The organism is Megasphaera paucivorans (genome assembly GCF_900103535.1).
In the GTDB taxonomy this organism is placed as follows: domain Bacteria; phylum Bacillota; class Negativicutes; order Veillonellales; family Megasphaeraceae; genus Megasphaera_A; species Megasphaera_A paucivorans.
The window spans coordinates 19,527-46,078 of sequence record NZ_FNHQ01000020.1; the positions used below are offsets into that span (position 1 = coordinate 19,527).

At 40.8% G+C, this 26,552-nt stretch carries 25 protein-coding genes and 1 tRNA gene; 22 read left to right on the forward strand and 4 right to left on the reverse strand.

Annotated elements, in window-relative coordinates:
* The first annotated feature begins 3 nt into the window (after positions 1 to 3).
* The 22 genes from rfaE1 (at position 4) to BLR11_RS09605 (ending at position 23,764) form a co-directional block, all read left to right on the forward strand.
* Positions 4 to 1,488, forward strand: coding sequence for a D-glycero-beta-D-manno-heptose-7-phosphate kinase (gene rfaE1, locus BLR11_RS09500; RefSeq protein ID WP_091651215.1), 1,485 nt, complete (start codon positions 4 to 6; stop codon positions 1,486 to 1,488).
* Positions 1,485 to 2,450 carry an ADP-glyceromanno-heptose 6-epimerase gene (gene rfaD, locus BLR11_RS09505; protein WP_091651218.1) on the forward strand — a complete coding sequence of 322 codons (966 nt, stop codon included), beginning with the start codon at positions 1,485 to 1,487 and terminating at the stop codon, positions 2,448 to 2,450. Before rfaE1 ends, rfaD begins: the two co-directional genes overlap by 4 nt.
* The gene (locus BLR11_RS09510) at positions 2,447 to 2,968 is read left to right on the forward strand and encodes a D-glycero-alpha-D-manno-heptose-1,7-bisphosphate 7-phosphatase (RefSeq protein ID WP_091651221.1); all 522 of its coding nucleotides are present in this window, start codon (positions 2,447 to 2,449) and stop codon (positions 2,966 to 2,968) included. Before rfaD ends, BLR11_RS09510 begins: the two co-directional genes overlap by 4 nt.
* Positions 2,955 to 3,986 (forward strand): glycosyltransferase family 9 protein, encoded by a 1,032-nt coding sequence (locus BLR11_RS09515; protein ID WP_091651224.1) that lies wholly within the window; start codon positions 2,955 to 2,957, stop codon positions 3,984 to 3,986. Before BLR11_RS09510 ends, BLR11_RS09515 begins: the two co-directional genes overlap by 14 nt.
* Positions 3,983 to 5,032: a glycosyltransferase family 9 protein gene (locus BLR11_RS09520; protein WP_091651226.1), complete on the forward strand. Its 1,050-nt coding sequence runs from the start codon at positions 3,983 to 3,985 to the stop codon at positions 5,030 to 5,032. Before BLR11_RS09515 ends, BLR11_RS09520 begins: the two co-directional genes overlap by 4 nt.
* 382 nt (positions 5,033 to 5,414) lie before the next feature.
* Complete coding sequence (locus tag BLR11_RS09525) at positions 5,415 to 5,855, forward strand: PaaI family thioesterase (protein WP_091651228.1); 441 nt, start codon at positions 5,415 to 5,417, stop codon at positions 5,853 to 5,855.
* A complete protein-coding gene (locus BLR11_RS09530; protein WP_245675129.1) occupies positions 5,848 to 6,306 on the forward strand; it encodes a PaaI family thioesterase in 459 nt (152 codons plus the stop codon). Before BLR11_RS09525 ends, BLR11_RS09530 begins: the two co-directional genes overlap by 8 nt.
* Positions 6,307 to 6,330: 24 nt before the next feature.
* Entirely contained in the window at positions 6,331 to 7,470 is a 1,140-nt protein-coding gene (locus BLR11_RS09535) for an acyl-CoA dehydrogenase family protein (protein ID WP_091651233.1), read from the forward strand.
* 265 nt (positions 7,471 to 7,735) lie between these two features.
* On the forward strand, positions 7,736 to 8,758 hold the full coding sequence (gene pheS, locus BLR11_RS09540) for a phenylalanine--tRNA ligase subunit alpha (protein ID WP_176762942.1): 1,023 nt from the start codon (positions 7,736 to 7,738) through the stop codon (positions 8,756 to 8,758).
* 14 nt (positions 8,759 to 8,772) lie between these two features.
* Positions 8,773 to 11,202: a phenylalanine--tRNA ligase subunit beta gene (pheT, locus tag BLR11_RS09545; RefSeq protein WP_091651237.1), complete on the forward strand. Its 2,430-nt coding sequence runs from the start codon at positions 8,773 to 8,775 to the stop codon at positions 11,200 to 11,202.
* A 168-nt stretch (positions 11,203 to 11,370) separates the two neighbouring features.
* Positions 11,371 to 12,717, forward strand: coding sequence for a trigger factor (gene tig / locus BLR11_RS09550; protein ID WP_091651240.1), 1,347 nt, complete (start codon positions 11,371 to 11,373; stop codon positions 12,715 to 12,717).
* Between the two features lie 34 nt (positions 12,718 to 12,751).
* Complete coding sequence (clpP, locus tag BLR11_RS09555) at positions 12,752 to 13,360, forward strand: ATP-dependent Clp endopeptidase proteolytic subunit ClpP (protein ID WP_091651242.1); 609 nt, start codon at positions 12,752 to 12,754, stop codon at positions 13,358 to 13,360.
* Positions 13,361 to 13,379: 19 nt separating this feature from the next.
* Entirely contained in the window at positions 13,380 to 14,606 is a 1,227-nt protein-coding gene (clpX, locus tag BLR11_RS09560) for an ATP-dependent Clp protease ATP-binding subunit ClpX (RefSeq protein WP_218118767.1), read from the forward strand.
* 115 nt (positions 14,607 to 14,721) lie between these two features.
* Positions 14,722 to 17,049, forward strand: a complete 2,328-nt coding sequence (gene lon, locus BLR11_RS09565; protein WP_091651247.1) for an endopeptidase La — start codon at positions 14,722 to 14,724, stop codon at positions 17,047 to 17,049.
* Entirely contained in the window at positions 17,033 to 17,662 is a 630-nt protein-coding gene (yihA, locus tag BLR11_RS09570; protein ID WP_425433754.1) for a ribosome biogenesis GTP-binding protein YihA/YsxC, read from the forward strand. The genes lon and yihA overlap by 17 nt, the downstream gene beginning before the upstream one ends.
* Before the next feature lie 222 nt (positions 17,663 to 17,884).
* Positions 17,885 to 18,208 (forward strand): thioredoxin family protein, encoded by a 324-nt coding sequence (locus tag BLR11_RS09575; RefSeq protein ID WP_091651251.1) that lies wholly within the window; start codon positions 17,885 to 17,887, stop codon positions 18,206 to 18,208.
* 58 nt (positions 18,209 to 18,266) lie between these two features.
* Positions 18,267 to 19,223: a glycosyltransferase family 2 protein gene (locus tag BLR11_RS09580; protein ID WP_176762943.1), complete on the forward strand. Its 957-nt coding sequence runs from the start codon at positions 18,267 to 18,269 to the stop codon at positions 19,221 to 19,223.
* A 77-nt stretch (positions 19,224 to 19,300) separates the two neighbouring features.
* Entirely contained in the window at positions 19,301 to 19,987 is a 687-nt protein-coding gene (locus tag BLR11_RS09585) for a C40 family peptidase (RefSeq protein WP_091651254.1), read from the forward strand.
* A gap of 173 nt (positions 19,988 to 20,160) precedes the next feature.
* Positions 20,161 to 22,764, forward strand: coding sequence for an alanine--tRNA ligase (gene alaS, locus BLR11_RS09590; RefSeq protein ID WP_176762946.1), 2,604 nt, complete (start codon positions 20,161 to 20,163; stop codon positions 22,762 to 22,764).
* Positions 22,765 to 22,791: 27 nt separating this feature from the next.
* The gene (locus BLR11_RS09595) at positions 22,792 to 23,052 is read left to right on the forward strand and encodes an IreB family regulatory phosphoprotein (protein WP_091651262.1); all 261 of its coding nucleotides are present in this window, start codon (positions 22,792 to 22,794) and stop codon (positions 23,050 to 23,052) included.
* A 6-nt stretch (positions 23,053 to 23,058) separates the two neighbouring features.
* Positions 23,059 to 23,475 carry a Holliday junction resolvase RuvX gene (gene ruvX / locus BLR11_RS09600; protein ID WP_091651266.1) on the forward strand — a complete coding sequence of 139 codons (417 nt, stop codon included), beginning with the start codon at positions 23,059 to 23,061 and terminating at the stop codon, positions 23,473 to 23,475.
* Between the two features lies 1 nt (position 23,476).
* Entirely contained in the window at positions 23,477 to 23,764 is a 288-nt protein-coding gene (locus BLR11_RS09605; protein WP_091651277.1) for a DUF1292 domain-containing protein, read from the forward strand.
* An 87-nt stretch (positions 23,765 to 23,851) separates the two neighbouring features.
* On the opposite strand, the gene BLR11_RS09610 is transcribed toward BLR11_RS09605, so the two are convergent.
* The 4 genes from BLR11_RS09610 to BLR11_RS09625 all read right to left on the reverse strand — a co-directional run.
* A complete protein-coding gene (locus BLR11_RS09610; protein WP_091651280.1) occupies positions 23,852 to 24,787 on the reverse strand; it encodes a transketolase family protein in 936 nt (311 codons plus the stop codon).
* A complete protein-coding gene (locus tag BLR11_RS09615) occupies positions 24,788 to 25,615 on the reverse strand; it encodes a transketolase (protein WP_091651283.1) in 828 nt (275 codons plus the stop codon).
* 411 nt (positions 25,616 to 26,026) lie between these two features.
* Positions 26,027 to 26,103: transfer RNA gene (locus tag BLR11_RS09620), tRNA-Val, on the reverse strand.
* Positions 26,104 to 26,250: 147 nt separating this feature from the next.
* Positions 26,251 to 26,552, reverse strand: a 302-nt coding sequence (locus BLR11_RS09625) for an integrase core domain-containing protein (protein WP_143006425.1), incomplete at its 5' end; no start/stop codon positions are given.

Sequence of the window (26,552 nt, forward strand, 5' to 3'; positions counted from 1 at the left end):
TTTATGACAGAGAGTTATATTGATAATTTTTTAAACAAATTATTGCCGAATTTACGTATTGCTGTTATTGGTGACGTTATGGTAGACCGTTACGTATTTGGTAAAGTGGAACGGATTTCTCCAGAAGCTCCGGTTCCGGTCAATAAAGTATCCCATATTACTTCAGCCTTAGGAGGTGCTGCAAACGTAGCGTCTAATCTAGCTAATTTGGAATGCCGGGTTTTTTTGGCGGGTCTTATGGGGACAGACGAATATGGAACTGTTTTGCAGAAATTATTGACAGACGCGCATATTGATGGATCGGGGGTAATTTCCCGGACAGGGCATGCTACAACGACAAAGCTTCGTGTTCTTGGTTCACGCCAGCAAATGCTGCGGCTTGATTTTGAAGAAATTACAACACTTGAATCAGATGAGGAACAGATGCTGCTTCAATGGTTACAAGAACGGATACAGGATGGACTGGACGGTATTATTATTTCAGACTATGGAAAGGGAGTTCTTACGGATACCGTATCCAGCGGGGTTATTTCTATTGCCCGAAAAGCTGGTATACCGGTACTTGTAGATCCTAAGGGAACGGATTGGAGTAAATATAACGGAGCCGATTTTGTTACGCCTAATATGAAGGAAATTAGTGACTGTATTGGCTATACGGTTGCCAATGCAGGCGGAGATGTGATTGAAGCTGCTATGAAACTTCATGAGAGGTACGATTTTGCACATCTCATGGTGACTAGATCAGAAAAAGGAATAACGGTTATAGGCAAGGACGGAAAAGTCTGGAGCAACCCTGCAACAGCACAGGAAGTATTCGATGTATCCGGGGCAGGAGATACAGTCGCGGCTGCTTTTTTAACTTCTATTGCGGCAAAGCTTTCGGTTCGCACAAGTTTACAGATTGCTAATTCTGCAGCGGGAGTTGTCGTTGCAAAGGTAGGAACCTATCCCATTCATCGCAGCGAACTTTTACAATTGTGGCACCAATGGCGTCCCAACCGTCGATGGGCTCCGTATGAATCATTGAGCTGTAGAGAAATGGCCGGTAAGATACGACAATGGCAGCAAAATGGTGAAATTGTTGTTTTTACAAATGGTTGTTTTGATATACTGCATCGCGGACATATACTTTATTTACAGCAGGCAGCTATGCTGGGGCAGCATTTAGTTATCGGCTTAAATTCCGATGAATCTGTTCACCGGTTAAAGGGAGAAGCAAGACCTCTAGTACAGCAGAATGATCGTGCGGTGCTGTTAAGCGCACTGGCTTGTGTTGATGATGTGGTTATCTTCAATGAAGATACACCGAAAGAATTGTTGGCGATTTTGCGCCCGGATATCCTTGTTAAGGGCGGCGATTATAAAGCTGACGAAGTGATTGGACGAGAATACGTAAAACGGGTGGAAATAATCTCTTTTGAAGAAGGGTATTCTACAACGAATATAATAGATAAAATCACAAATATGGTGAGGAAGGGAATCTTATGAAAATAGTAACAGGTGGTGCAGGTTTTATCGGCAGCAATATTATAAAAAAATTAAATGATCGAGGTATTAATGATATCTTGGTGGTGGATGATTTAACGGATGGACGTAAGTGCCGAAACTTACAAGGATTATCATTTTATGATTATATGGATTATGAAGATTTTGCAAATCAAATGGCTGACGAATCTTTTGACGGCGGGTATATTGATGTTGTCTTTCATGAAGGTGCCTGCTCAGATACGATGAATTATGACGGGCGTTATATGATGAAAAATAATTATGAAGGCAGCAAAAATCTTTTGCGTTATTGCATGCACCGTAAAATACCTTTTTTGTATGCATCTTCTGCGTCTACCTATGGCAGCGGTAAACATGGATTTCGTGAAGAACCAGCTTGTGAACAAGCGTTGAATCCATATGCATATTCAAAACTGCAGTTTGATCGTTTTGTACGGCGTATGCTGCCGCTTGCTAACAATCAGATTGTTGGTTTTCGATATTTCAATGTGTTTGGGCCGCAGGAAAATCATAAGGATCGGATGGCTTCCCTTATTTATCAAAAATATTATGAACTGCAGAAAAATGGAAAAATCACTCTTTTTGAAGGAACTGCAGGATATGAAAATGGGGGTCAGATTCGTGATTTTATTTATGTGAATGATGTTGTGAATGTTATATTTTATTTTTGGGAACATCCGGAATTATCCGGGATTTATAATTGCGGTACTGGCGAAGGGCATTCATTTAATGATTTTGTTCAAGGGATTATTGAATATTGTGGAAAAGGTATCGTGGAATATGTTCCATTCCCCAATATTTTGAAGGGAAAATACCAGAGTTTTACGCAGGCTGATACAACAAAATTAATGGATGCTGGGTATGACCGCGGTTTTACTCTCTTAAAGGAAGCAGTACAGGAATATTGCCGTATTTTGGAAAAGAGTGATGGATACTTCGAATGAGAAAAGCGGCTTTTTTTGATAGAGATGGAGTTTTGAACAAAGATATACATTATTTACATCGTCCGGGGGATGTCATCTGGGTAAAAGGTGCTAAGGAAGGTTTGGCACATCTTAACCAGCTGGGATACTTGGTTATTGTAGTGACGAATCAAAGCGGTGTGGCCCGCGGGTATTATACTGAAGATGATGTGAAAAAGCTTCATTGCTGGATGTCGCAGGAAATAGCAGCAGCGGGTGGCTGTATTACGGAATTTTACTATTGCCCGTTTTTGGAGGGAGCTGCGGATCCTTCCTATAATAAGAAAAGCGATTGGCGGAAACCAGCGCCTGGTATGGTGCTGCAGGCAGTAAAAGATTATGATTTGGATATCTCTCAATCCTTTTTAATTGGTGATAGTACAAGCGATATGGAATGTGCCAAGGCTGCAGGTTTGCCGGGGTATTTGTTTACAGGCGGACGCCTTGATGAATTTATTGATAGTGTATTGGAGAAGAGGAATGCACATGAAAGCCTATAAGAGCATACTTATTGTTAAAATGAGCTCTCTGGGCGATGTATTGCATGCATTGCCCACGCTTCATGCATTACGGCAGAATTGTCCAGATGCACATATTGTATGGGCTGTTCATCAAAATTTTGCAGCAGTTCTTCCAGGAAAACCTTACATAGATGATGTTGTTTATATTGATAAATCAAAGCTTACATCCATAGCATATTTGCGGGAACTGTGGCATACACTGCATGCCTATCATTTTGATGTATGTTTTGACTTGCAGGGATTAGCCAAAAGTGCTATTGTCGCTTTATTGAGCGGTGCTAAGGAAAAATACGGATATTGGGAAATGCGTGAAGGTAGTTTCTTGGTCAGTAAAGGGCTGACTGGAATACATAAGAATGATCATGTCATTGAACGATACTTGGATACAGTGCGTGTTCTTGGCGGTACGGTCAGTTCTGTAGAATTTCCTCTTCCCAATATTGATATGGAAAAGCAAATAATGCGGAAACGATTTACAGAGGCGGGTATGATAGGACCATATATCGCGGTTGTACCGGGAGCCCGGTGGAAGGTAAAGGAATGGCCGCTGACGTATTGGTCTGATTTTGTTAATCGAGTGGCTGCTGCCGGAATGAATGTGATTCTCCTTGGCAGTGGGGAGGATATCGTAAAGGGGCAAGCTATTATGGCGGGAACGAAATTTCCCAATGTTTTTGATTATACGGGAAAGACTAGCCTGCATGAACTAATGGCGGCTATTTCCATGGCGAGTGTATACATAAGTGCTGATACAGGACCGCTGCATATTGCCAATGCGCTTAAGAAAGAGCTGATCGCCTTATTTGGTCCTACATGCCCGGATCGTACGGGCCCATATGGAGGAGAAACAGATACGTATATTCATATAATACTATCTTCGACCTCCAAAGCCACGCAGCAACATCCTTTGATAAATGATCCCGATTGCATGGCACAAATATCTGTATTGGATGTATGGGATACGTATACTGCCGTGATAAAGAAGGTGAAAGCATGATAAATTTAAAAAACAAAAGAATTATTGTAACCTTCCTTATGCACTTAGGAGATTTGATTTTAATAACTCCTTTTTTGCAGATTTTGCGGCGTCATGCAGTGGGTTCTGACATTACGCTGGTCGTAGATGAAAAATTAGCTGATGTGGTACGTTACAATCCCAATATAGATCATCTTGTAACTGTCGATAAAAAAGGGAAGGATAATTCCCTGACAGCGCTGTGGCATATAGGAAGAAGACTTCATAGCCAGCATCCCGATTTGCTGATGAATCTGCATCCGAATGAACGAACCTCATTTTTAGCGACGGCTGTCGGAGCAAAACAGTTTGTTGGTATGAGCCATTTTTTGGCACGCCCTTTTATGGATACCTATACGAGATTAGATCGGACCCATTTGCATGCAGCAGACATGTATATCGATGTGCTTAAACAACTCGGAATTGAGGATTATAAAAATGCAGGATTGCAGATCTTTACATGTCCGGTGTGGGAAAAACGAGTTGAAGACTTTTACATGGCATCCGATTTGCGTGAAAAACAGCCGCTTGTGGGCTTTAATATTGGTAGTGCTGTTCCGCAAAAACGCTGGCCTGTCGAACGATTTGCCGCGGTGGCCGATTATTTTTCCGACAAGGGATTTCGGTGTGCTTTTTATGGCGGTCCTATGGATAAGGAGATGGTTAGAGAAGCTGTCTTTCTTATGAAAAGTACCCCCATTATTTGTACAGGAAAATTTTCCGTAGGTGAACTTGCCGCTGCGGTAAGGCGATGTTCCTTATTTATTACTAATGATAGCGGTCCTATGCATGTAGCTGTTAGTCAAGATGTTCCTTTAATAGCACTTTATGGACCGAGTAATCCGAAATTCTATGGTCCGTATACAAAAAAAGCTATTATTTTGGAATCAACAAACAAATACGAAATAGGGAAAAGTATGAAGAAAATTATTCGTGAAGGAAATTACAAAGGGATTTCTGTTATCACTACGGAACAGGTCATCGAAGCGGGAAACGAGCTTATTGCCCAATATGGAACTAAAAATTGACAATTGTATTCAATTCCAGTATAATGTCACCTGATATGTGTCTGTGGTTGTAAGTCGATGCCAGTCGCAGGCTAAGCGATCCACGTAAAGGATCCAAAGCGGTCCTGATCATAGTGCGGCTTAGAAGTAAGTCCTGCCGCGAAAAGCGAGAGAAGCAGTAGTGGGAGACTTAGTGTCTATGAGCGAACCTTCCAGCAGGCGAGTGTGGGGTTAAAAACCAGGTCAGGCATATCAAGGAGCTGAATTAATTCAGCTCCTTTTATGTAACGTGTGATGAATAGATAGTATTTAAATTTTACATTAATTACTAAGTTTGACGTATCAATTTTGATATAGTAAAATATAATAGTATCTATTTTGAAGGGAGTTGACCAGATAATAGATGAAGGTTGACATAGATATAGTTGAAAAAGATCTCCAAAAAAATCCATTTGACTCCTTTATGGGATTTCATGTTGAAAAAGCTGAGGATACTGAATCAGTACTCATATTTGAAAATAAAGGAAGTGCATGGGAAAATCCGAATGGTACTATGTACGGCGGAGTGCTCTACGCTATGGCCGATTCAGCAATGGAAGTGGCTTGTGCTCTTAAAGGAAAAGCTGTTTTGACACTGGACTTGGCTATGAACTATTTTTCCCCGACATATCCTGATACGACGGTTCGTGCAGTGGCTAAAGTGGTTCATAATGGTCGTACGACAATGGTGGCGCTTTGCGATTTTTATGATAATAATGAACGATATTTAGCTCATGGAAAGGGAACTTTTTTTGTAACAGGAGAATATCATTTTCCAAAGGAGGGGGATGATATTAATGGCTGATGAAGAGAATTTTCTGAAACGAGTTCATAGTGAAGAATTAAAAGAACGATTTCGTAATATTTACATCGGCGTATATAAATCGACTCCTTATTTCAAGAACCTTCCATGCACAATAGAGGACATTGATGAAGGGTTTGCGCGTGTTCGGTTTGATATAACAGAGAATCTTTGCAACTACCGAGGAATTGCTTCAGGCGGTATTTTAGCTGCTTTTTGTGATACTCTTATGGGTATGGCAAGCAGAAGCCTGGGATATCAGGTGACAACTCTTGAAATTAATATGAATTATATCCGGCGTGTTGCTGGAGGAAAGTACATTACAGGAATCGGTCAAGTCGTACATCATGGCGGCAAAACCATAGTTGCTGAATGCGAATGTTTTGACAGTGAAGGTCATATTGTTGTAAAAGGACGTTCGTCTTTTTACGTGTTAGGGAAGTTTGAAAAATAATTAAATGGAAGGTTGGTTATCAACATGGATTTCAGTTACAATGAGGAACAACAGGATATTATCAAAGTCGTTCGCGATCTTGTAGAAAAGGAAATCGTTCCCTATGCAGGGGAAATGGATGAACAAGCAAAAATCCGTGACGGATTGCTTGATAAATTAGCAGCTCAAGGATTATTGGGTGTTGCTATTCCAGAAGAATTCGGAGGTGCCGGTTTAGATGCGGTTACGATTGCAGGCATTTATGAAGAATTAGGAAAAGGTTGTGCTGGAATAGCTACAACGGTTGCTGCTAATGCGTTGGCATCTTATCCTGTTATTATAGCCGGAAATGATGATCAGAAGAAACAATATTTTGATATTATCTGCCAAGATAAATTAGCGGCGTTTGCTCTTACTGAACCCGGTGTCGGTTCGGATGCCGGTGCTGTTGCTACATCTGCTAAAAAAACAGAGGATGGCAAAGGTTATATTTTGAATGGTACAAAGTGTTTCATTACGAATGGTGCATTGGCCGAAGTTTTTGTTATTTTTGCCAACACACGGAAAAGTGCTGGAATTCGTGGATTGACTGCTTTCATTGTAAGAAAAGGAACTCCCGGTTTTACTGTAGGCAAGGAAGAAAACAAAATGGGAATTCGGGCTTCCAATACGACGGAGTTGATTTTCCAGGATTGTTTTATTCCTATTGAAAATCGTCTTGGCCGGGAAGGTCATGGTTTCCGTATTGCCATGAACACATTAGATGCTGCCAGACCGTTTGTGGGATCTATTTCTGTCGGTATAGCAGAAGCTGCATTTCGTGCCTGCGGAGAGTATGCAAAAGTTCGTCAGCAATTTGGTAAACCCATTGCTTCTTTTGAAATGGTTCAAGGAATGATTGCTGATATGGCAATGAAGGTTGAAGGTGCCCGCCTTCTAGTACAGCGTGCCTGCTGGATGAAAGATCAGGGAATGGAATTTAGCAGGGAAGCTGCTATTGCGAAGTGCAATGCTTCGGATGTTGCGATGGAGGTTACTGTTAATGCCGTGCAGGTTATGGGCGGATATGGCTATATGAAAGAATATCCTGTGGAAAAATATATGCGTGATGCCAAAATCATGCAAATTTATGAAGGTACAAACCAAATCCAAAGATTGGTTATTGCCAACAAGACATTATACTGATAAAATATAAATCATATGAAATAGTGCTATGAAAAAGAGAACATGAGAGAATCTATCGGGTACAGGGAATCAGAATCATAGATTGAGAGTTCTGATGCCGATGCTTTCATGTGTTCACTTTGGAGCTTTCCGTTGAATGAAGTAGACGGAACGGATATCTCCGTTAACGGATGAAAGAGTAATAATTAGGGTGGTACCGCGAAATGTGACTTTCGCCCCTTAGGGGGTGGAGGTCTATTTTTTTTATGATAGAGGAGGAACTGTGATGAAGGAAAAAATTGAGGCTATCAAAGCTGCTGTACGAGACCAGATTAATAAAACAGAAGCGTTGCAGGATGTACAGGATATTCGTGTCAAGTATTTAGGTAAAAAAGGGGAATTAACAGCGGTAATGAAAGAACTCGGCAAACTGTCGAAAGAAGAACGTCCTGCTGTTGGTCAGTTAGTTAATACGGCACGTGCCAAAATTGAAGCGGCGCTTGCTGATAGAATGGAAGAATTGAAGCAACATGAAATGGAACAAAAAATTCAATCAGAAAAAATAGATATTACGTTACCTGGACGTAAACCGGTGCTAGGTCATATGCATCCGCTCCATTTGACACGGCGCTGCATGGAAAATGCTTTTTTGAAGATGGGATTTTCCATTGCAGAAGGACCGGAGATTGAAGATGATTATTATAATTTCCAGTGCTTAAATTTTCCGGATGATCATCCGGCACGTGACATGCAGGATTCCATGTATATTACGGATAAAATTTTGCTGCGTACCCATACGTCACCCATGCAGGCACGGACATTGCAGGCACATAATCCGAATGAACCAGTCAAGGTTATTGTTCCGGGCAAAGTGTATCGCTGGGATTATGACGCTACACATTCTCCGGTATTTCATCAAATGGAAGGGCTTATTGTCGATAAAGGAATCCGGTTTTCTGACCTAAAAGGGATGTTGGAAGATTTTTTAAGAGAAATTTTTGGACCGAAAACAAAAGTACGTTTTCGGGCTAGTTTCTTTCCTTTTACAGAACCGAGTGCTGAAGTAGATATTTCTTGTGTGATGTGCGGCGGCAAAGGCTGTCGTGTATGCTCACATACAGGATGGCTGGAAATTCTCGGCTGTGGGATGGTACATCCCAATGTATTGCGCTTAAATGGGTATGATCCGGATAAGGTCAGCGGATTTGCTTTTGGAATGGGTGTGGAACGTATCGCTATGTTAAAATACGGTATTGATGATTTGCGGTTGTTCTATGAAGATGATATGAGATTCTTGAATCAGTTTTAGGAGGTAGGAAAATTATGAAAAGTTCATTAAGCTGGATGAAGGATTATGTGGATGTCGACACAACCAAGGATCCGCAAATCTTTGCTGATATTATGACTGTTGCCGGTGTACCTGTAGAACAAGTAGAATATTGGGGAACCGATATCAAAAATATATACACAGGAAAAATTTTAAAAATCACAAAACATCCTGACGCTGATCATCTTGTTATTTGTCAGATGGATATGGGAGATAACGAGCTTACTATTGTCACAGGAGCACCGAATGTCCGTGAGGGACAAGTTGTTCCCGTTGCCGTACATGGAGCGATACTTCCGGGTGGAGTAAAAATAAAAAAATCTAAGCTTCGCGGCCAAGTTTCAGAAGGAATGCTTTGTTCTGCACGCGAATTAGGTTTTGATGATAGTTTGCTGCTGCCGGAAGAACGCAACGGCATTTGGATATTACCGGATGATACGCCTGTCGGAGTTGATGCGATTGATTTTCTAGGGCTTAAAGACACGGTTTATGAGTATGAATTAACTCCGAATCGTGCAGACTGTTTCAGCATGGTTGGGTTAAGTCGTGAATTTGCTGTTTTAGGTCATACGGCAGCACGATATCCTGAAATTGAAGTTGATGAATGCGAGCAATCCATTAGTGGCAATGTAACAATTACGAATGAAGCCCCTGAATTATGTAATCGTTTTGCATCTCGTTTGCTCTTAAATGTAAAAATAGAAAAATCTCCGTTATGGATGCAGCAACGTCTTCGCAAATCCGGAGTTCGTCCCATTAATAACGTCGTTGATGCAACAAACTATGTCATGCTGGAATTGGGTATTCCAATGCATGCTTATGATTATGATAAAGTTTCCGGTCATCATCTCATTCCGCGGCGTGCGCGTGATGGTGAAGTATTAAAAACATTGGATGGTGTAGAACGTACACTTACTTCCGAAATGCTGGTTATCGCTGATCCTGATAAAGCTTGCGGTGTTGCAGGTGTTATGGGTGGATTTGAAACAGAAGTAACGGATACAACTGCGGCCGTTATACTTGAAGCAGCCTCTTTTAAAGGATCGAGTATCCGTAAAACCGGACGTGCACTTGGATTGCGCTCAGAAGCTTCAGCACGGTTTGAACGGGGAATAGACGCGGAAGGTTGTATTGCTTCACTAGACCGCTGTGCACAGCTTTTGCAGAAAATGGGAGCCTGTGATGTAGCACAGGGGATTATTGACCTATATCCGGAACCACAGTCTGTTACGCGGATATCATTTACGGTTCAGCAAATTAATGCCTATTTGGGTACAGATATTCCTGGGGAAGAAATGATTTCGATTTTGAAAACACTGGAATTTGGCATTGAACAGGAAAATGATGATAGCATTACGGCGATAGTTCCTTCATGGCGTGGTGATTGTACAGAAATGGCGGATATTAGTGAAGAAGTAGCACGCATTTATGGATATGAAAATATTCAATCTACAAGACCGTGGAGTAATATTTCTGAAGGTGAAGAAGGGTATCATCATGAAGTAACGGAAAAAGTTTCCGAAATTCTCAGTGCTTGCGGTTTGAATGAAACAGTGACATTCAGTTTTATGAATCATGAATCACTAAAAAAGCTATTGTTCCCGGCCGAAAGTCCATTATATACGGCAGTACCTATTCTTAATCCCATTACAGAAGAATTTCCGCTTATGCGTACGACCTTGCTTCCGTCTTTAATGGATATGCTTGTTAGAAATCAAGCGGTGAAAAATAATTCGGTTGCCGCTTATGAAATTGCTTCTGTATATATCCCGAAACAATTGCCGATTACCGAACTTCCGTATGAAAAGAAACAGGTTGCCGGCGTTCTTTACGGATTGCGTGATACCGGAATATGGCCTGGTAAAATTGCTAAATATGATTTTTATGATGCCAAGGGCATTGTAGAAACAGTACTTGAAGGATTGGGTATTACCGCTGATTTGGAAAGTGCTGAATTTGCACCGTTTCATCCGGGAAAAGCAGCAAAATTTGTAAAGGATGGCAAAATACTGGCTCAATTTGGTGAACTACATCCTGCTGTTATTGATAATTATGATATTGCAGGTCCGGTGTATGCTTTCGAAATGTATTTAGATGTAATTACCCCCTATATAGATTTTATTGGAGATTACAAAAAAGTTGCTAAATTCCCAGCCATTAGTCGTGATTTAGCCTTTTTGGCTCCTGTAGGAACGGCCAATTCGGATATTCAAGAGATTCTTATTAAGGATGGCGGAGAATATCTGGAATCTGTGCATCTTTTTGATATGTACCAAGGAAAACAAGTTCCTAAAAATTATAAGAGCATGGCCTATTCTTTAACGTTCCGTTCAGCGGAAACTACGTTGACTGATGAAAATATTCAAATATATATTGATTCAATGCTTGAAGATTTAAAGAACAATCTGAACTGCACCTTGCGTTAATATGTTTTATTCTTTAAGCACTATCCTCCATCTGGTAAAATAAGATGGGGGATATGTTTGTTTCGTTTTTATTGTCAATCGTGGAATTTTATGATATGATGAAGAGCGTAGTATGGAGTTTTATAGATAACGGACTGGGTATAGTGCCCATAAGGAGGACATTTTAGAATGAAAGTAACAGTCAATGAAGTAGACCAGCATAAAGTAACTCTGCACATCGAAGTGCCTGTAGAAGAAGCGGAAAAAGGCGCAAAAGCAGCTTGCAAAAATTTAGCCAATAAGGTAAATATACCGGGTTTCCGTAAAGGAAAAGCGCCGCGTAAGGTGTTGGAAAGCTTTTTGGGTAAAGATGCTGTAAAAGAAGAAATTTTTGAAGCTATTGCTTCAAAATCTTATAATGATGCTTTGAAAGAACAGGACATTATACCTGTTACGGATCCTGATATTAATGTTGTAACCAACGAAATTGGACAGGATTTAGTATTTGAAGCGACACTTACGAAAAAACCAGCAGTTAAGCTTGGCGAATATAAAAGTATTAAAGCGGCTAAACCAGCTTCCGAAGTAACGGAAGAACAAATTTCTGATGAATTGATCAATTTACAGAAGGCACATTCTAAACTCGTTGTAGCTCCGGAAGGTACCGAAATTGCCAATGATGACTTTGCTATTATTGATTTTAAAGGGAGCATAGATGGCGTTCCTTTTGAAGGCGGAGAAGGAAAAGCATATCCGTTGCAGATTGGTTCCGGCAGTTTCATTCCTGGCTTTGAAGAACAACTTATCGGTTGTAAATCAGGAGATCAGAAGGATGTAAAGATATCCTTCCCAGAAGATTATTTCCAAAAAGACCTTGCAGGTAAGGAAGCTATATTTGCGGTAACCATAAATGATGTAAAACGTCGTGAACTGCCAGCTCTTAATGATGAATTTGCTAAAGAATATTTTAAAAATGAAACATTGGATGAGCTGAAAAATGATACTCGGAAAAAATTAGAAACACAGGCTTCTTTTAAAGCACTGGAAACTTTTAACGGAGAAGTATTGAAAACAGCGATAGGCAATGCTGAAGTGGATATCCCGGAAGTAATGATTGATGATAAAGTTACACAGATGCTTGAAGAACTCACCATGAAAATCGAAACACAGGGCATGAAAATTGATGATTATTTGAAATATACAAATCAAGATATGGATAAGCTTAAGGAAAGCTATAAAGAACCGGCTAAAGATAATGTAAAAATGGATCTTGTTCTGGAAGCTATCTGCAAAGCTGAAAATATTGAAGTAAGTAATAACGATCTCAATGCTGAAATTTTCACAATGGCTCAGAATTTTGGGGCCGATCCCAAGGAAGTTTATAAAATTATTATGAAGGAAAAACGTATTCCGATGCTTGTTCAGTCGGTAGGCCGTAAAAAAGCTGCATCCTTTATTCTTTCCAATGCTATCGATACGAATGCCAAGGAAGAAGAACCGAAAGTGGAAAAGGTAGAAGCCGAAGATAAAGAATAAGACATCCGGAACGTATGATGACGAGGTGTTAGTTATGAATATGCAATATGTACCGATGGTTGTTGAACAGTCATCCCAGGGAGAACGGAGTTATGATATTTATTCGCGTCTTCTGAAGGATCGCATCGTTTTTTTGGGTGGCGCTATTGAAGATGTAACGGCCAATACGATTATTGCGCAGTTATTATTCTTGGAAGCGGAAAATCCCGATAAGGATATTCATTTATATATCAACAGCCCCGGCGGTGTTGTTACAGCCGGGATGGCGATTTATGATACAATGCAGTATATTAAACCAGATGTTTCTACGATTTGCGTGGGATCGGCAGCTAGTATGGCTTCCGTTTTATTAACGGCAGGGGCAAAAGGGAAACGCTTTGCCCTGCCTCATTCACAAATTATGATTCATCAGCCTTTGGGCGGCGTTCAGGGACAGGCTACGGAGATTGAGATCCATGCCCGTGAAATCCTGCGTATGCGCAAAGAATTGAATACGTTATTGTCTCAACATACGGGACAGTCGTTAGATGTTATCATGAAAGATACAGAACGTGATAATTTCATGACTGCGGAAGATGCCAAGAAATATGGATTGATCGATGAAATTCTTCTTCGTCCTCATGACATGGCATCCGTAAAGTAGTCACTACCAGGAGGAACTATTGGTGAAAGATAGGACAGAAGAACCAAAATGCAGCTTTTGCGGACGTTCGCAAAGTGAGGTCCAGAAGTTGATAGCCGGTCCCGGTGTATATATTTGTGATGAATGCGTAACAGTCGCTCAGCATATTCTGGAAGAAGAAATGAAGGAAGAAGCACCTTCTTTTCAATTAAAAGAATTGCCGACACCGCATCAAATCAAGGAAACGCTGGATCAGTATGTCATTGGACAGGAAAGTGCAAAAAAAACATTGTCTGTAGCCGTGTATAATCATTACAAAAGATTACAGACCGGCAGTATAGTGGAAGATGTAGAATTACAGAAATCTAATATTGTTATGGTAGGACCGACAGGATGTGGTAAAACTCTTTTGGCGCAAACGCTGGCACGTCTTTTGGATGTACCATTTGCTATAGCTGATGCGACAAGTTTGACTGAAGCCGGCTATGTTGGAGAAGATGTAGAAAATTGTCTTCTTAAATTGATTCAGGCAGCTGATTATGATATTGCTAAGGCTGAACGGGGCATTATTTATATTGATGAAATCGATAAAATTGCTCGTAAGTCGGAAAACCCATCTATTACTCGTGATGTATCTGGTGAAGGAGTACAGCAGGCTCTGCTTAAAATTTTGGAGGGAACCGTTGCGGGTGTGCCGCCTCAGGGAGGCCGCAAGCATCCGCATCAGGAAATGCTGCAGATTGATACGACGAATATTTTATTTATTTGTGGCGGTGCTTTCGATGGTATTGATAAGACCATATTAAATCGTACCTCTGATAAAAACATGGGATTTGGCGCTGATATTCATTCGAAAGATGAACAGTCTATGGAAACTATCTTGCAAGAAATCATTCCTGCCGATTTACAGAAATTTGGTCTTATTCCGGAATTGGTTGGCCGTCTTCCTGTTTTGGTAACGTTGAATCCTTTAGATGAAGATGCAATGATGCATATTTTGACGGAACCAAAAAATGCATTGGTCAAGCAATATGAAAAAATGCTTGATATGGATCACGTTAAACTTACGTTTGAAGAAGACGCCTTGCGGGCCATTGCAAAAGAAGCTCTGCGCCGGAATACAGGGGCCCGGGGGTTGCGTTCTATTATTGAACGCATTATGTTGGATGTCATGTTTGACGTTCCTTCCCGGACAGATGTTAAGGAATGTATCGTAACGAAAGATTGCGTTACAAAAAAAGCGGAACCTACCATTATTATGGAATAGGTATACACGCATTAGACATGCTTACAACAGCAAAACTCATTTCTTCATCGTGAGAAATGAGTTTTGTTTTAACTTATAGAATTTTATTTAAGAAAAGGAAATGTAGGTGAATCAAATGGATGATAAATCAATATTGGCTTTACCTTTTGTTCCTTTGCGCGGCATCGTTGTATATCCTAAACTGCTGAGTCATTTGGATATAGGGCGTGAAAAGTCTTTGGCTGCTGTAGAATATGCAATGGCTCATGACCGTATGCTGATCGTATCGGCACAAATAGATGAAAATGAAGACAATCCTGATTTTGATGATATATATCATACAGGAACATTAGTAAAAGTTCAGCAGATGCTGCGTCTTCCAGGCGGTATTGCCAGGGTACTTGTTGATGGTATTTCCCGTGTAAGTATACATGGTTTTTCCCGTAAAAAAAATTATTTTGAAGTTGCTGGAGTTGAAATAAACGAATATGGCACTTCCTCTGTAGAAGATGAAGCATATCGGCGGGTCATGCTTGGCCGCTTCACGGAGTGGCTGGAAACGATTAAAAACAGAGATGATATTCTGCAAAAAGCGCAGACTCTTACTACCCCCGGGATTCTTGCTGATTTTATTGCTTCACAGTTACCGCTGCAAATGATAGTTCGGCAAGAATTGCTGGAAATATCGGATGTATCTGAACGGATGCGCCGGATTTGCTCATTGCTTGATACAGAAGTAGAGATTGCCGATTTGGAATCGCAGCTGAATGTAGAAGTACGTGGAAAAATGGATCAAGCTCAAAAGGAATATTATTTGCGTGAAAAGATCAAAGCTATTCATAAAGAATTGGGTGATAAAATTGATCCCGATGAAGAAGTAGAAGAGCTGCGTAAAAAAATTCATGATATGAAACTTGAAAAATCAGTGGAGCAACGTCTGCTGAAAGAAGTAGACCGACTCGATTCAATGCCGCCTATGATGGCGGAATCTGCAATTATCCGCACCTATTTAGATTGGGCATTGTCCTTGCCGTGGACTAAAGAAACCAAGGATCGGCTGGATTTGGCAGAGGCTCAGAAAATTCTGGATGAAGATCATTACGGACTAACAAAAATAAAGGAACGTATTATTGAATTTTTGGCTGTTCGGCAGCTGACACACGATTCGAAGGGACCTATTTTGTGTTTGGTAGGGCCTCCGGGGACCGGAAAAACAAGTTTAGCCCGTTCTATTGCAAGAGCTATGAATCGTAAATATGTGCGCATCTCTTTAGGTGGCGTGCGTGATGAAGCGGAAATTCGCGGTCATCGCCGTACTTATATCGGATCTATGCCAGGCCGGATCATATCGGGAATGAAACAAGCCGGTACGAAAAATCCGGTATTCTTGCTTGATGAAATTGATAAAATGACATCGGATATGCGAGGGGATCCTTCTTCTGCACTTCTTGAAGTACTGGATCCAGAACAAAATAATATGTTTAGCGATCATTTTATTGAAATACCGTTTGATTTATCTAAAGTATTTTGGATTATGACTGCCAACGTGATGAATGATATTCCTAAGCCGCTTCAAGACAGGATGGAAATCGTTGAACTTTCCGGATACACCGATGAGGAAAAGCTGCAAATTGCAAAACGTTATCTTGTTCCAAAACAGATTGCTGCTAATGGAGTTACGATGGCAAAAGCTAAATTTTCAGATACAGTACTGCGCCATATTATTCGTGATTATACACGTGAAGCCGGTGTGAGATCGCTGGAACGAAAAATTGGGGCGGTCTGCCGTAAAGTTGGCAAATCACTGCTGCTGGGAGACAAGACTCCTCTTACTGTGAGTGTTAAAAATCTGGAAAAATTATTGGGGCCTGCACGTTTTTTTGATACAAAACTCAGTAAAAATGATGAGATCGGTATCGTAACAGGATTGGCATGGACTCAAGTAGGAGGTGAAGTGCTGGAAACAGAAGCTGTTGCCGTAAAGGGAAAAGGACAGCTTACCTTGACGGGTCAATTGGGGGATGTCATGAAGGAATCTGCTGAAGCCGGAGTGACTTATATCCGCCGCCGTGCAGACGATTTAGGATTAGCAGAAGATTTTTATACAAAGACAGACCTGCATATTCATCTTCCCGAGGGTGCTATTCCCAAGGATGGTCCGTCGGCAGGAATCACGATGGCAACTGCGATAGCCTCTGCTTTGACTGGTAAGGCTGTACATCATGATATTGCCATGACTGGCGAAATTACGCTGCGGGGCACGATATTGCCGGTAGGAGGAATTAAGGAAAAAGTGTTAGCGGCTCATCGTGCAGGTATAAAAAAAATACTTCTACCCGTAGATAATAAACGGGATATGGTAGATGTTCCCCGGTCTGTGCAGGAAGATGTACAATTTGTATTCGTCCAATCAATGGATGAAGTATTAAGTCAAGCATTGGTGAATCATGATGACAGAATCTAAAGATTTACAAATTATAAAAGCTGAATATACGGCTTCTGCCGTGCGCAGGGACCAATACCCGGAAAGTGAATTAATGGAAATCGCTTTTTTGGGTAGATCCAATGTGGGAAAATCAAGTCTTATCAACTCTCTTTGCAATTATCGCGGATTAGCACGAGTTAGCGGTGAACCGGGAAAAACACAAACTGTAAACTTTTATACCGTGCTGCTGAGAGAGAAACAAGGAGAAGAATCAGAACGCTTCCCGTTGTTTTTTGTTGACCTTCCTGGATATGGTTTTGCTAAAACGGGAGGGGCAAATCGAAATATGTGGAGTACTTTCATTGGAGAATATGTTGAACAGTCTCCGCGATTAACTTTATTGTGCTTGCTCATGGATTTGCGACATCCCGGTCTTGCAATCGACCAAAAGGCGTATGAGTGGATGCGCAGTCATGGCGTACCGTTGCAGATTATTGGCACGAAAGCAGATAAGCTGAAAACAGCAGAAAGAAAACGAAATTTGGCAAAACTGGATCAATTGTTTCCAGGAACTTTTCCGGCAGTTGCCTATTCCTCTTTGAAAAATGACGGTCGTGACATACTGTTAAACCGGTTTCGCAGTATGATTTAAATAGTGAAAAGGTACTTGTTAGTTATTTTGAGCTGACAGGTACCTTTTTGCGTATGAGAAATATATTTTGATTTTTGTGATTGTGAAGTGTCGGATTAACTACCTCTATATATTTTATATAAAATTTGTTATAATAAACGTGATTGCCGAATATTTTGCAGTATATAACGATTTTGACAGAATTATTACGATTACTGTAGCTTCTAGGAGGGATAAGAAAATATGTCTATTATGGCAATTGAAGATGAGGGTGATTTTCGGTTGCGTGTCATTGATCAGCCGGGAATCGTGATTGCTGATTTTTGGGCATCATGGTGCGAACCGTGTAAACTGATCCGTTCGGAAATCAAGCGAGTGGCAGAAACGTTTGAAAATAAAATTAAAGTTGTTAAAATCGATGTGGATGCATTCCATGGACTTGCTGAAAAATATGAAGTTATGGCAGTTCCTACCTTGGTGTTTTTTAAAGATGGCAGACCTGTTAAACGTCTTATTGGGTATGCATCACAGCAAGAAATTGAAAAATTACTGCATACACTCGAATAATATGTATAAAAAGGGTAAATTTTGACAGTTAAAACCGAAGAATGGTATAATACTCATAATGAATTCAATTAAGTTGGTGAAAAAGATGTTATTGTCTATTGTAGTTCCTGTGTATAATGAAGAAGATAATGTAGAGAAATTTTATGAAGAAGTAATCAAAGCGATACAGACAATAGACATGGACTACGAAATTATATTTGTTGACGATGGTTCGAAAGATGCGACCCCATTAATGTTAAGCCGTTTGACACAATTAGATGAACATGTCCGTGCGTTGATTTTAGCTCGAAATTTTGGACATCAATTGGCTATTACTTGTGGCATGGATCATGCACAAGGTGATGCAGTCATTACGATGGATGGTGACTTACAGCATCCGCCGATGATGATTCCGGATTTAGTAAAAAAATGGCAGGAAGGATATGAAGTGGTTCAGACGATTCGCTTGGCAACAGATGATGCGAATCTTCTTAAACGGATGACTTCGAAATGGTATTATAAGATTATTAATGCGATCTCTCAAGTCGATATCGTTCCGGGCGGATCCGATTTCAGACTGATAGATCGCAAAGTACTGGAAACCTTTATGTTGTTTCGGGAACACGATAGATTTATTCGCGGTATGATGGGGGATATTGGTTATAAAAGAACGATGATTCAGTTTGTGGCACCGCCGCGTTATGCTGGTAAATCAAAGTTTTCCCCGCGTAAGATGCTGCGGTTTGCGTTGGACGGTATAACTGCCTATTCGACTATGCCGTTAAGAGCTTCACTGTATGTTGGATTGTTGAGCGGACTACTCAGTGTTCTTTTGATTATTCACGTGTTATATTGCAAGCTGGTTGGAACGGCGGCTCCTGGATGGGCGACAACTATGATTGTTGTATCGCTGGTAGGAGGACTGCAATTAATATTTCTGGGAATTATCGGTGAGTACATCGGACGTATTTTTGAAGAGGTAAAACGGCGGCCCTTGTATTGGATACGGGCAGAACTAGGCCATCATCGCAAATAGAAGACATACATAAAAGAGTATTGAATCCTGACGAGATACGGGATATAAGACAGTCCCGGAGGTAGAAAGGAGCCTCTATGTGGAAAAATGGTAGCAGAATTTTTTTGATAACTGTTTTATTGATGGTGGCGGCTTTTCCAGCTGGCGCCTATTATTCAATTGGTGATAAGGGAAATGATGTAATGCTGATTCAGCAGCAGCTGACGAGAAGAGGGTATCGCGTAAGAACAAACGGTATATATACAGAAGATACTGCCAAAGCTGTAGCTAAATTTCAGGCAGACCGGCATATTCAAATCAGTGGCAAAGTCGGCGATTGGACGTTTTATCAAATTACTGGAAAACGAATGAAAATGATTAATGAAGATAAAATCAGTTATCAACGATTTTCTTCTGATGATATGGGGAGTCGTCTTGTTTCTATTGCCAATAAATATGTAGGAGTTCCCTATGTATGGGGGGGGAATACACCGAAAGGCTTTGATTGTTCGGGATTTACAAAATATGTATTTTCCAATGCGGGGATTAATTTGCCGCGTATGGCCGATCAACAGTATATGGTGGGTGCTCCTGTTTCAAGATCTGATTTGATTCCCGGGGATCTTGTGTTTTTTACAACTTATTGTCCCGGTGTGTCACATTCAGGAATCTACGTAGGCAACGATAAATTTATTAGTGCCACATCAAGTGGCGGTATTCGTGTAGATAGTATGTCGAGCGGGTATTGGTCTTCTCGTTATGTGGGTGCTAAACGTGTACGTTAACAAGTAATTTGCGCAGACAAGGGGGCGGATCGCCTCCTTGTTTTGTAGTTTTATAAAAAAATACATAAATCAGAGGGAGTATTATATGGTAATAGTTGCCTTACAGGGGGTAACTAGAGTATAATCGTTCCCATAAAGGAAGATAACAGAGGAGTGTTTACAGCATGAAGTATATGACGGGAAATGAAATTCGCAGTGCGTATTTGAATTTTTTTAAAAGTAAGGAACATATGATTTTGCACAGTTTTCCATTGATACCAGAAAATGATCCGAGCTTGTTGCTTATAGGTGCCGGAATGGCTCCATTGAAACCGTATTTTACAGGTAAACTTGTTCCGCCGTCTTATCGCGTGACTACCAGTCAGAAATGCATCCGTACAGGTGATATTGATAATGTGGGACGTACAGCTCGTCATCATACATTTTTTGAAATGCTGGGAAATTTCTCGTTTGGTGATTATTTTAAAAAAGAAGCTATTTCATGGGCTTGGGAATTTCTTACGGAAGTATTGGCTCTCGATAAGGATAAACTTTATGTTACTATCTATCCAGATGACACGGAAGCCTATGACTATTGGCATAATATGATCGGACTTGCAGATGAACGAATTTTTAAAATGGAAGACAACTTCTGGGAAATTGGAGAAGGTCCGTGTGGTCCGGATAGTGAAATTTTTTATGATCTCGGCCCCGAACGTGGTTGTGGACAACCTACATGTACGGTTGGATGTGATTGCGATCGTTATCTTGAAATCTGGAATCTTGTTTTTACGCAGTTTGATCGTGATGCCAAGGGAGAATATCATCCGCTGGAAAAAAAGAATATTGATACTGGGGCAGGATTGGAACGATTAGCTTCTGTGATTCAGCAAAAAGAATCAAATTTTGAAACGGATTTGATTTATCCCATTATTGAACAAGTACTTTCGATTTGTCATAAAGAGTATTCTAATCCTGATGACAAAGTGGCGCTTAAGGTTATTGCAGATCATATTCGGGCAATTACGATAATGATTAGTGATGGTATCTTGCCATCCAACGAAGGCCGCGGGTATGTACTGCGCCGTATACTGCGCAGAGCGGTGCGGTTTGGCCGTATATTGGGAATCAATGATATTTTCTTGGCAGGATTAGTTGACACGGTTATAGATATTCTTGGTGGAGAATATCCGGAACTGATAGAACATAAGGAATTCATCAAGAGAGTTATCGAAACGGAAGAAAAACAATTTAGCGCTACATTAGCACAAGGCTTGATGCTTTTGAAGGAAACCATGGAAGCTTCGGACGGTGCGAAAATGCTGGCTGGAGCAGAAGTATTTAAATTATACGATACCTTTGGATTTCCTGTGGAACTGACGGAGGAAATTGCTCAGGAACATGGAATTGCCATTGACAAAGAAGGGTTTGAAAAGGCAATGAAGGAACAGCAGGAACGTGCCAGAGCTGCCCGCCATGATGCATCTGCCAAAGTGGCAACACCTGATACGACACATCTGGACCAAGTGAAATTGACTAATGATAAATACGCGGTTACTGCGAAAGTTGTCATGGTAGGCAAAGAGGGTGTTGAAATAGGTGAAGCTCATGATGGGCAGGAAGTTACCATAATTCTTGATACGAATCCGTTCCATGCGGAAGGTGGAGGGCAGCTTGGCGATACCGGTGTACTTACCAGTGCATTTGGCAAAGTCGTTGTCGAAGATGCCAAAGCATTGCCTAATGGGTTGGTATATCTGATAGCTGTTGTAGAAGAAGGTGTAGTTCATTGCGGTGATGTTATGGATATTGCCGTTGATACGGCTCGCAATTTAGCTATGGCTCGCAATCATACAGCGACACATTTGCTGCAGGCTGCGCTGCGCAGTGTACTGGGAGATCACGTTAATCAGGCTGGTTCTCTAGTTACCCCGGAACATCTGCGATTTGATTTTACGCATTTTTCTCCTATTACAGCGCAGGAATTGGATAAAATTTCAACGCTGGTCAATAAAGAAATTCTTAAAGCACTTCCTGTTACGATTGAAGAAATGCCTATTGCGGCAGCTAAAGAAAAAGGAGCTATGGCACTTTTCGGTGAAAAATACGGAGATATTGTTCGGGTTGTTACTGTAGATGATTTCAGCTGTGAACTTTGTGGAGGGTCTCATGTAACGAATACTGCTGTAATCGGTTCTCTGTGCATTTTGAGCGAATCAGGCATTGGTACGGGCCTGCGCCGTATCGAAGCTGTTACAGGGGCTGCTGCGCTTGAAAAATCGCAAGCTGATGCTAAAGAGCTGGAAATAATAGCCGGTCTTCTTAAAGTGAAAACCGAGGCGATTCCGGAAAAATTAGAAAATCTATTGAGCCAAATGAGAGAAACCGAAAGAGAATTGCAAGATTTGAAAAAGAAAGAGGCTCTTTCTGGAGTAGATTCCATTATTGCACATAAAGAAACCATTGCTGCTGTACCTGTTGTTACAGCACAAGCTAATGTTGATTCTATAGATGAATTGCGTGATTTGGCCGATACCATATTGGACCGACTCAGCGGCGGTGTTGTTTTACTGGGAGCCATTCATGACGATAAGATTAATTTTGTCTGTAAAGTGGCCAAAACAGATACAGCCAAAGGTCTTCATGCTGGGAAAATCATTAAAGCGGCAGCTCAAGCTGCCGGAGGTAATGGCGGAGGCCGTCCTGATATGGCGCAGGCCGGCGGTAAAGAACCGCAGCATATGGATGAAGCTTTAAAAGCTGGCTATATGGCCATTTACGATGTATTAGAAAAATAGTCCAATGAGGATAAGGAAGTGTTGACAATGGCTATTAATGATGAAACGATGATTGTTAAATCCAGAGATGAAGAACAAACGGTAGCATCGATGATCTTTGAAGATGTGTATCATTCTTTGGAAGAGAAAGGGTATAATCCAATCAATCAGATTGTGGGCTATTTGTTATCCGGAGATCCTACATATATTACGAGTCACAATAACGCTCGCAGTAATATACGCAGGATTGAACGTGATGAACTGATAGAAGAATTGGTGCGTTCTTATGTAAAACAGCATAAGTTATAGGTGAATATGCGTATATTGGGATTGGATGTAGGTTCTCGTACGATTGGGGTTGCGTGCAGTGATGCACTGCTGATCACAGCACAAGGGATAGAAACCATTCGGCGGGAATCGAAGGCCAAAGATTTTGGCCGTCTGCAGGAAATTGTAAAAGAAAAAGAAGTTCATCGTATTGTTGTGGGAAAGCCACGTCATATGAATGGCGATAACAGTGTAAACATTGATAAGATAGAACATTTTGTCGCAGAATTAAAGAAAGTGATGCCCTCTATGGAATTTGTATATTGGGATGAACGCCTTACGACGGTTATGGCACAGCGTCAATTGATAGAGGCCCATGTACGTCGTGAAAAACGAAAACAAGTTGTAGATAAAATGGCAGCTGTTTTCATCTTACAGAATTATTTAGACGCTCAAGGAGGATAACATGGCAGAAGAAATGATGGAAGAAGTTCCAGTAATCGTTATTGAAGACGAAGAAGGAAATGAAGTGTACTACCATGAAGAAACATCGTTAGAATACGATGGCAAGAAATTCAGTATCCTCGTCCGGTATACAGAGGACGAAAATGGCGAAGAAGCTATTCCTGAAGATGCGGAAACCATTATTGCCCGTGTTGAAATGGAAGATGGTGAACCTTTGTATGTAGCTCCTACAGACGAAGAATTCGAAGCTGTTTTGCAGGAATATGAAAAAATGTTTAATGAAGAATAGACGGTATTCTCTATTTTGTTTGTAACCGCCTATAAAAAAATCCCGTTGAAAACTCAACATGTTTTCAACGGGATTTTTTATAGGCGGTTATTTTCTTTTCAATACATTTACTGCGGCATCAACAACATTCTGTATTCCTAATCCGTAATTTTCCATCAATTCACAAGGATTTCCGGATTCTCCAAACGTGTCATGTATACCGACAAGACAAACCGGAACATTGTTATGCTGGGATAATAATTCACAAATTGCACCTCCCAAACCGCCGGCTTGCTGATGTTCTTCGGCTACAACGACGGCCCCTGTTTCTGCGGCACAAGAAAGTATCGTTTCTGCATCTAATGGTTTAACTGTATGTACATTCACGACGCGGGCGGAAATTCCTTTTTTTTGTAATTGGTTGCTGGCATTCATGCTTTGGTGGACCATTGTCCCGTTTGCAAATATTGTGACATCGCTGCCAGGACGGAACACGCATGCCTTGCCTAAAACAAAAGGAGTAGCATCGGTAGTAATGACAGGAACCGCTTCTCGGCCAAAGCGAATGTAACAGGGACCTGCGGTGTGATAGATTGCCATGGTGGCCTTGTAAGTCTCGATGGAATCACAAGGTACAACAACTGTCATGTTAGGCAGGACACGCATGATAGCGACATCTTCTAATGCCTGATGGGTAGCGCCGTCAGGTCCTACAGAAATGCCTGCATGGGCGCCGCCGAGTTTGACGTTCAGATTGTTGTAACATACTGTATTGCGGATTTGATCCCAGGCACGTCCAGATAAAAATACTCCATATGTAGATACAAAAGGAATCATGCCTGCAAGAGCCATGCCTGCAGCTGTTCCTACCATATCTTGTTCAGATATTCCCATATCTATAAAATGATTGGGAAATTGCTGTTTGATCCAATCGGCTCGCGTTGATTTTGCAACATCCGCATCGAGAACCAATACATTCTTATCGATTTTGCATAATTCCAATAGCGCTTTGCCATATCCATCCCGCATGGGTATTTGTTCCATTTATTGCACCTCCAGGGATAATTCTGCCATGGCTGCGGCATATTGTTCAGCATTAGGTGCTGTACCGTGCCATTTTGCTTGATTTTCCATATATGATATACCTTTGCCCTTTGTAGTAGCGGCTAAAATAACGGTAGGAGTTCCTAAATGCGCTTCTGACTGCTTATATGCTTCATGGAGGGCAGTTATATCGTGTCCATTCACTTTGATAACATTCCAGCCAAAACTATGCCATTTTTCATCTAAGGGTTCCATGTTTTTGATATCTTTTACAGAACCGTCAAGTTGGATGCCGTTGCAGTCAATAATGGCACATACGTTATCAAGTTTATTCTGAGCAGCAAATAAGGCAGCTTCCCAAACCTGACCTTCCTGCTGTTCACCATCACCCATAAGGCAATATACACGTGGCGTACAATGGGTATGCTTGAAGGAAAACGCAATGCCATTGGCAATAGAAAGTCCTTGCCCGAGAGAACCGGCTGAACAGTCAAGACAAGAAAGCTTTTTCATGTTGGGATGTCCTTGGAGCGGACTGCCAAAAGTACGAAGAGATTTAAGTTCTTTTACTGGGAAATAACCCTTTCTGGCCAATATACTATATTGCAGCGGAGCGGCGTGTCCTTTTGATAAAATGAAACGATCTCGTGTGGGATTATCGGGATTTTCTGGAAAACATCGAAAAATATCCGTGAAATATAAGGAAACCATAATTTCTACGGAGGATAAAGAACCACCAGGGTGTCCTGAACCGGCGGTATAAATCATCCGCACGATATCTTTTCTTACGGTATTGCATAACTGCTGTAAATCTTTTAGTCCTGACATATACAGACTCCTCTCATTTTGCCAAAAGATAAATCATTAGTACCATGCAGGTCAACACAAAAACGCACCATATCGAAGCTCTATGCCCGATACGGCTGCGTTTTTATTGAGAGCTTGTCTTTGAGCGACCTTATAGTACTACTTACGCCTTGCCCATTTACAATACAGCATGTAAATCACGAAGGTAACAAGGGCGGAAATAATAATTGAAAAAATTGCATTCATATTATCACTTCCTTTGTATCTTTATGGTATCATGCTTATATAGTCAAGTCAAATCTGATATTCTTAAAAGTTCTCATAATTTAAAAGACTCAGCAGTGCAATGGGAAAAATTTTTACAGGATATATGTATAAGATACAATAAAAAAAGTTTCTAATAAATAATATTAGAAACTTCAAGACAATATATGGTGGGAATAAGTGGATTCGAACCACTGACCTCTACGATGTCAACGTAGCGCTCTAACCAACTGAGCTATACCCCCTTAGAATAAGATAAAATCTAGTGTTTCGAGATTATCGATACCTTATTTTTTGTAAGATTGCATATAAAATTGTACCATAATTGACAATATAGTGCAACCCCTATTTTCCTATATATGGTATATTCTTGTAGGTTTGTCAAACATATGTTACATAGCGAAGAGAAAAGATCGGAGGACTTCATTGGGAGATTTCCAAGCCAGGGGACGCATAGGAAAATTATTGTATTCTCTATTACGGACTGCTAACTGTTTTTTGAAATCTTCAAAGGAATAAAAGCGATGATTCGCATAGAAATACTCGTTATCTTTTCGGTGAGATCGTTCTACCTTTCCGTTATGTCTTGGTGTATAGGGACGGATTTTTTGATGGATAATGTGATAGGCTGCCAATTGTCGTTCAAACAGCGTGAGTTCCGCTGTCTTACTTCGACCAAATCGGTTGGTGAATT

Bases quoted from the DNA above. Each gene is read 5' to 3' on its own strand.
- pheS (WP_176762942.1), top strand. From the start codon at position 7,736: ATGAAGGAAAAAATTGAGGCTATCAAAGCTGCTGTACGAGACCAGATT.
- BLR11_RS09530 (WP_245675129.1), top strand. From the start codon at position 5,848: ATGGCTGATGAAGAGAATTTTCTGAAACGAGTTCATAGTGAAGAATTA.
- BLR11_RS09515 (WP_091651224.1), top strand. From the start codon at position 2,955: ATGAAAGCCTATAAGAGCATACTTATTGTTAAAATGAGCTCTCTGGGC.
- yihA (WP_425433754.1), top strand. From the start codon at position 17,033: ATGATGACAGAATCTAAAGATTTACAAATTATAAAAGCTGAATATACG.
- BLR11_RS09520 (WP_091651226.1), top strand. From the start codon at position 3,983: ATGATAAATTTAAAAAACAAAAGAATTATTGTAACCTTCCTTATGCAC.
- lon (WP_091651247.1), top strand. From the start codon at position 14,722: ATGGATGATAAATCAATATTGGCTTTACCTTTTGTTCCTTTGCGCGGC.
- BLR11_RS09585 (WP_091651254.1), top strand. From the start codon at position 19,301: ATGTGGAAAAATGGTAGCAGAATTTTTTTGATAACTGTTTTATTGATG.
- BLR11_RS09535 (WP_091651233.1), top strand. From the start codon at position 6,331: ATGGATTTCAGTTACAATGAGGAACAACAGGATATTATCAAAGTCGTT.
- BLR11_RS09510 (WP_091651221.1), top strand. From the start codon at position 2,447: ATGAGAAAAGCGGCTTTTTTTGATAGAGATGGAGTTTTGAACAAAGAT.
- rfaE1 (WP_091651215.1), top strand. From the start codon at position 4: ATGACAGAGAGTTATATTGATAATTTTTTAAACAAATTATTGCCGAAT.
- ruvX (WP_091651266.1), top strand. From the start codon at position 23,059: ATGCGTATATTGGGATTGGATGTAGGTTCTCGTACGATTGGGGTTGCG.
- BLR11_RS09575 (WP_091651251.1), top strand. From the start codon at position 17,885: ATGTCTATTATGGCAATTGAAGATGAGGGTGATTTTCGGTTGCGTGTC.
- alaS (WP_176762946.1), top strand. From the start codon at position 20,161: ATGACGGGAAATGAAATTCGCAGTGCGTATTTGAATTTTTTTAAAAGT.
- tig (WP_091651240.1), top strand. From the start codon at position 11,371: ATGAAAGTAACAGTCAATGAAGTAGACCAGCATAAAGTAACTCTGCAC.
- rfaD (WP_091651218.1), top strand. From the start codon at position 1,485: ATGAAAATAGTAACAGGTGGTGCAGGTTTTATCGGCAGCAATATTATA.
- pheT (WP_091651237.1), top strand. From the start codon at position 8,773: ATGAAAAGTTCATTAAGCTGGATGAAGGATTATGTGGATGTCGACACA.
- BLR11_RS09605 (WP_091651277.1), top strand. From the start codon at position 23,477: ATGGCAGAAGAAATGATGGAAGAAGTTCCAGTAATCGTTATTGAAGAC.
- BLR11_RS09580 (WP_176762943.1), top strand. From the start codon at position 18,267: ATGAATTCAATTAAGTTGGTGAAAAAGATGTTATTGTCTATTGTAGTT.
- clpP (WP_091651242.1), top strand. From the start codon at position 12,752: ATGAATATGCAATATGTACCGATGGTTGTTGAACAGTCATCCCAGGGA.
- BLR11_RS09525 (WP_091651228.1), top strand. From the start codon at position 5,415: ATGAAGGTTGACATAGATATAGTTGAAAAAGATCTCCAAAAAAATCCA.
- BLR11_RS09610 (WP_091651280.1), bottom strand. From the start codon at position 24,787: ATGGAACAAATACCCATGCGGGATGGATATGGCAAAGCGCTATTGGAA.
- BLR11_RS09615 (WP_091651283.1), bottom strand. From the start codon at position 25,615: ATGTCAGGACTAAAAGATTTACAGCAGTTATGCAATACCGTAAGAAAA.
- BLR11_RS09595 (WP_091651262.1), top strand. From the start codon at position 22,792: ATGGCTATTAATGATGAAACGATGATTGTTAAATCCAGAGATGAAGAA.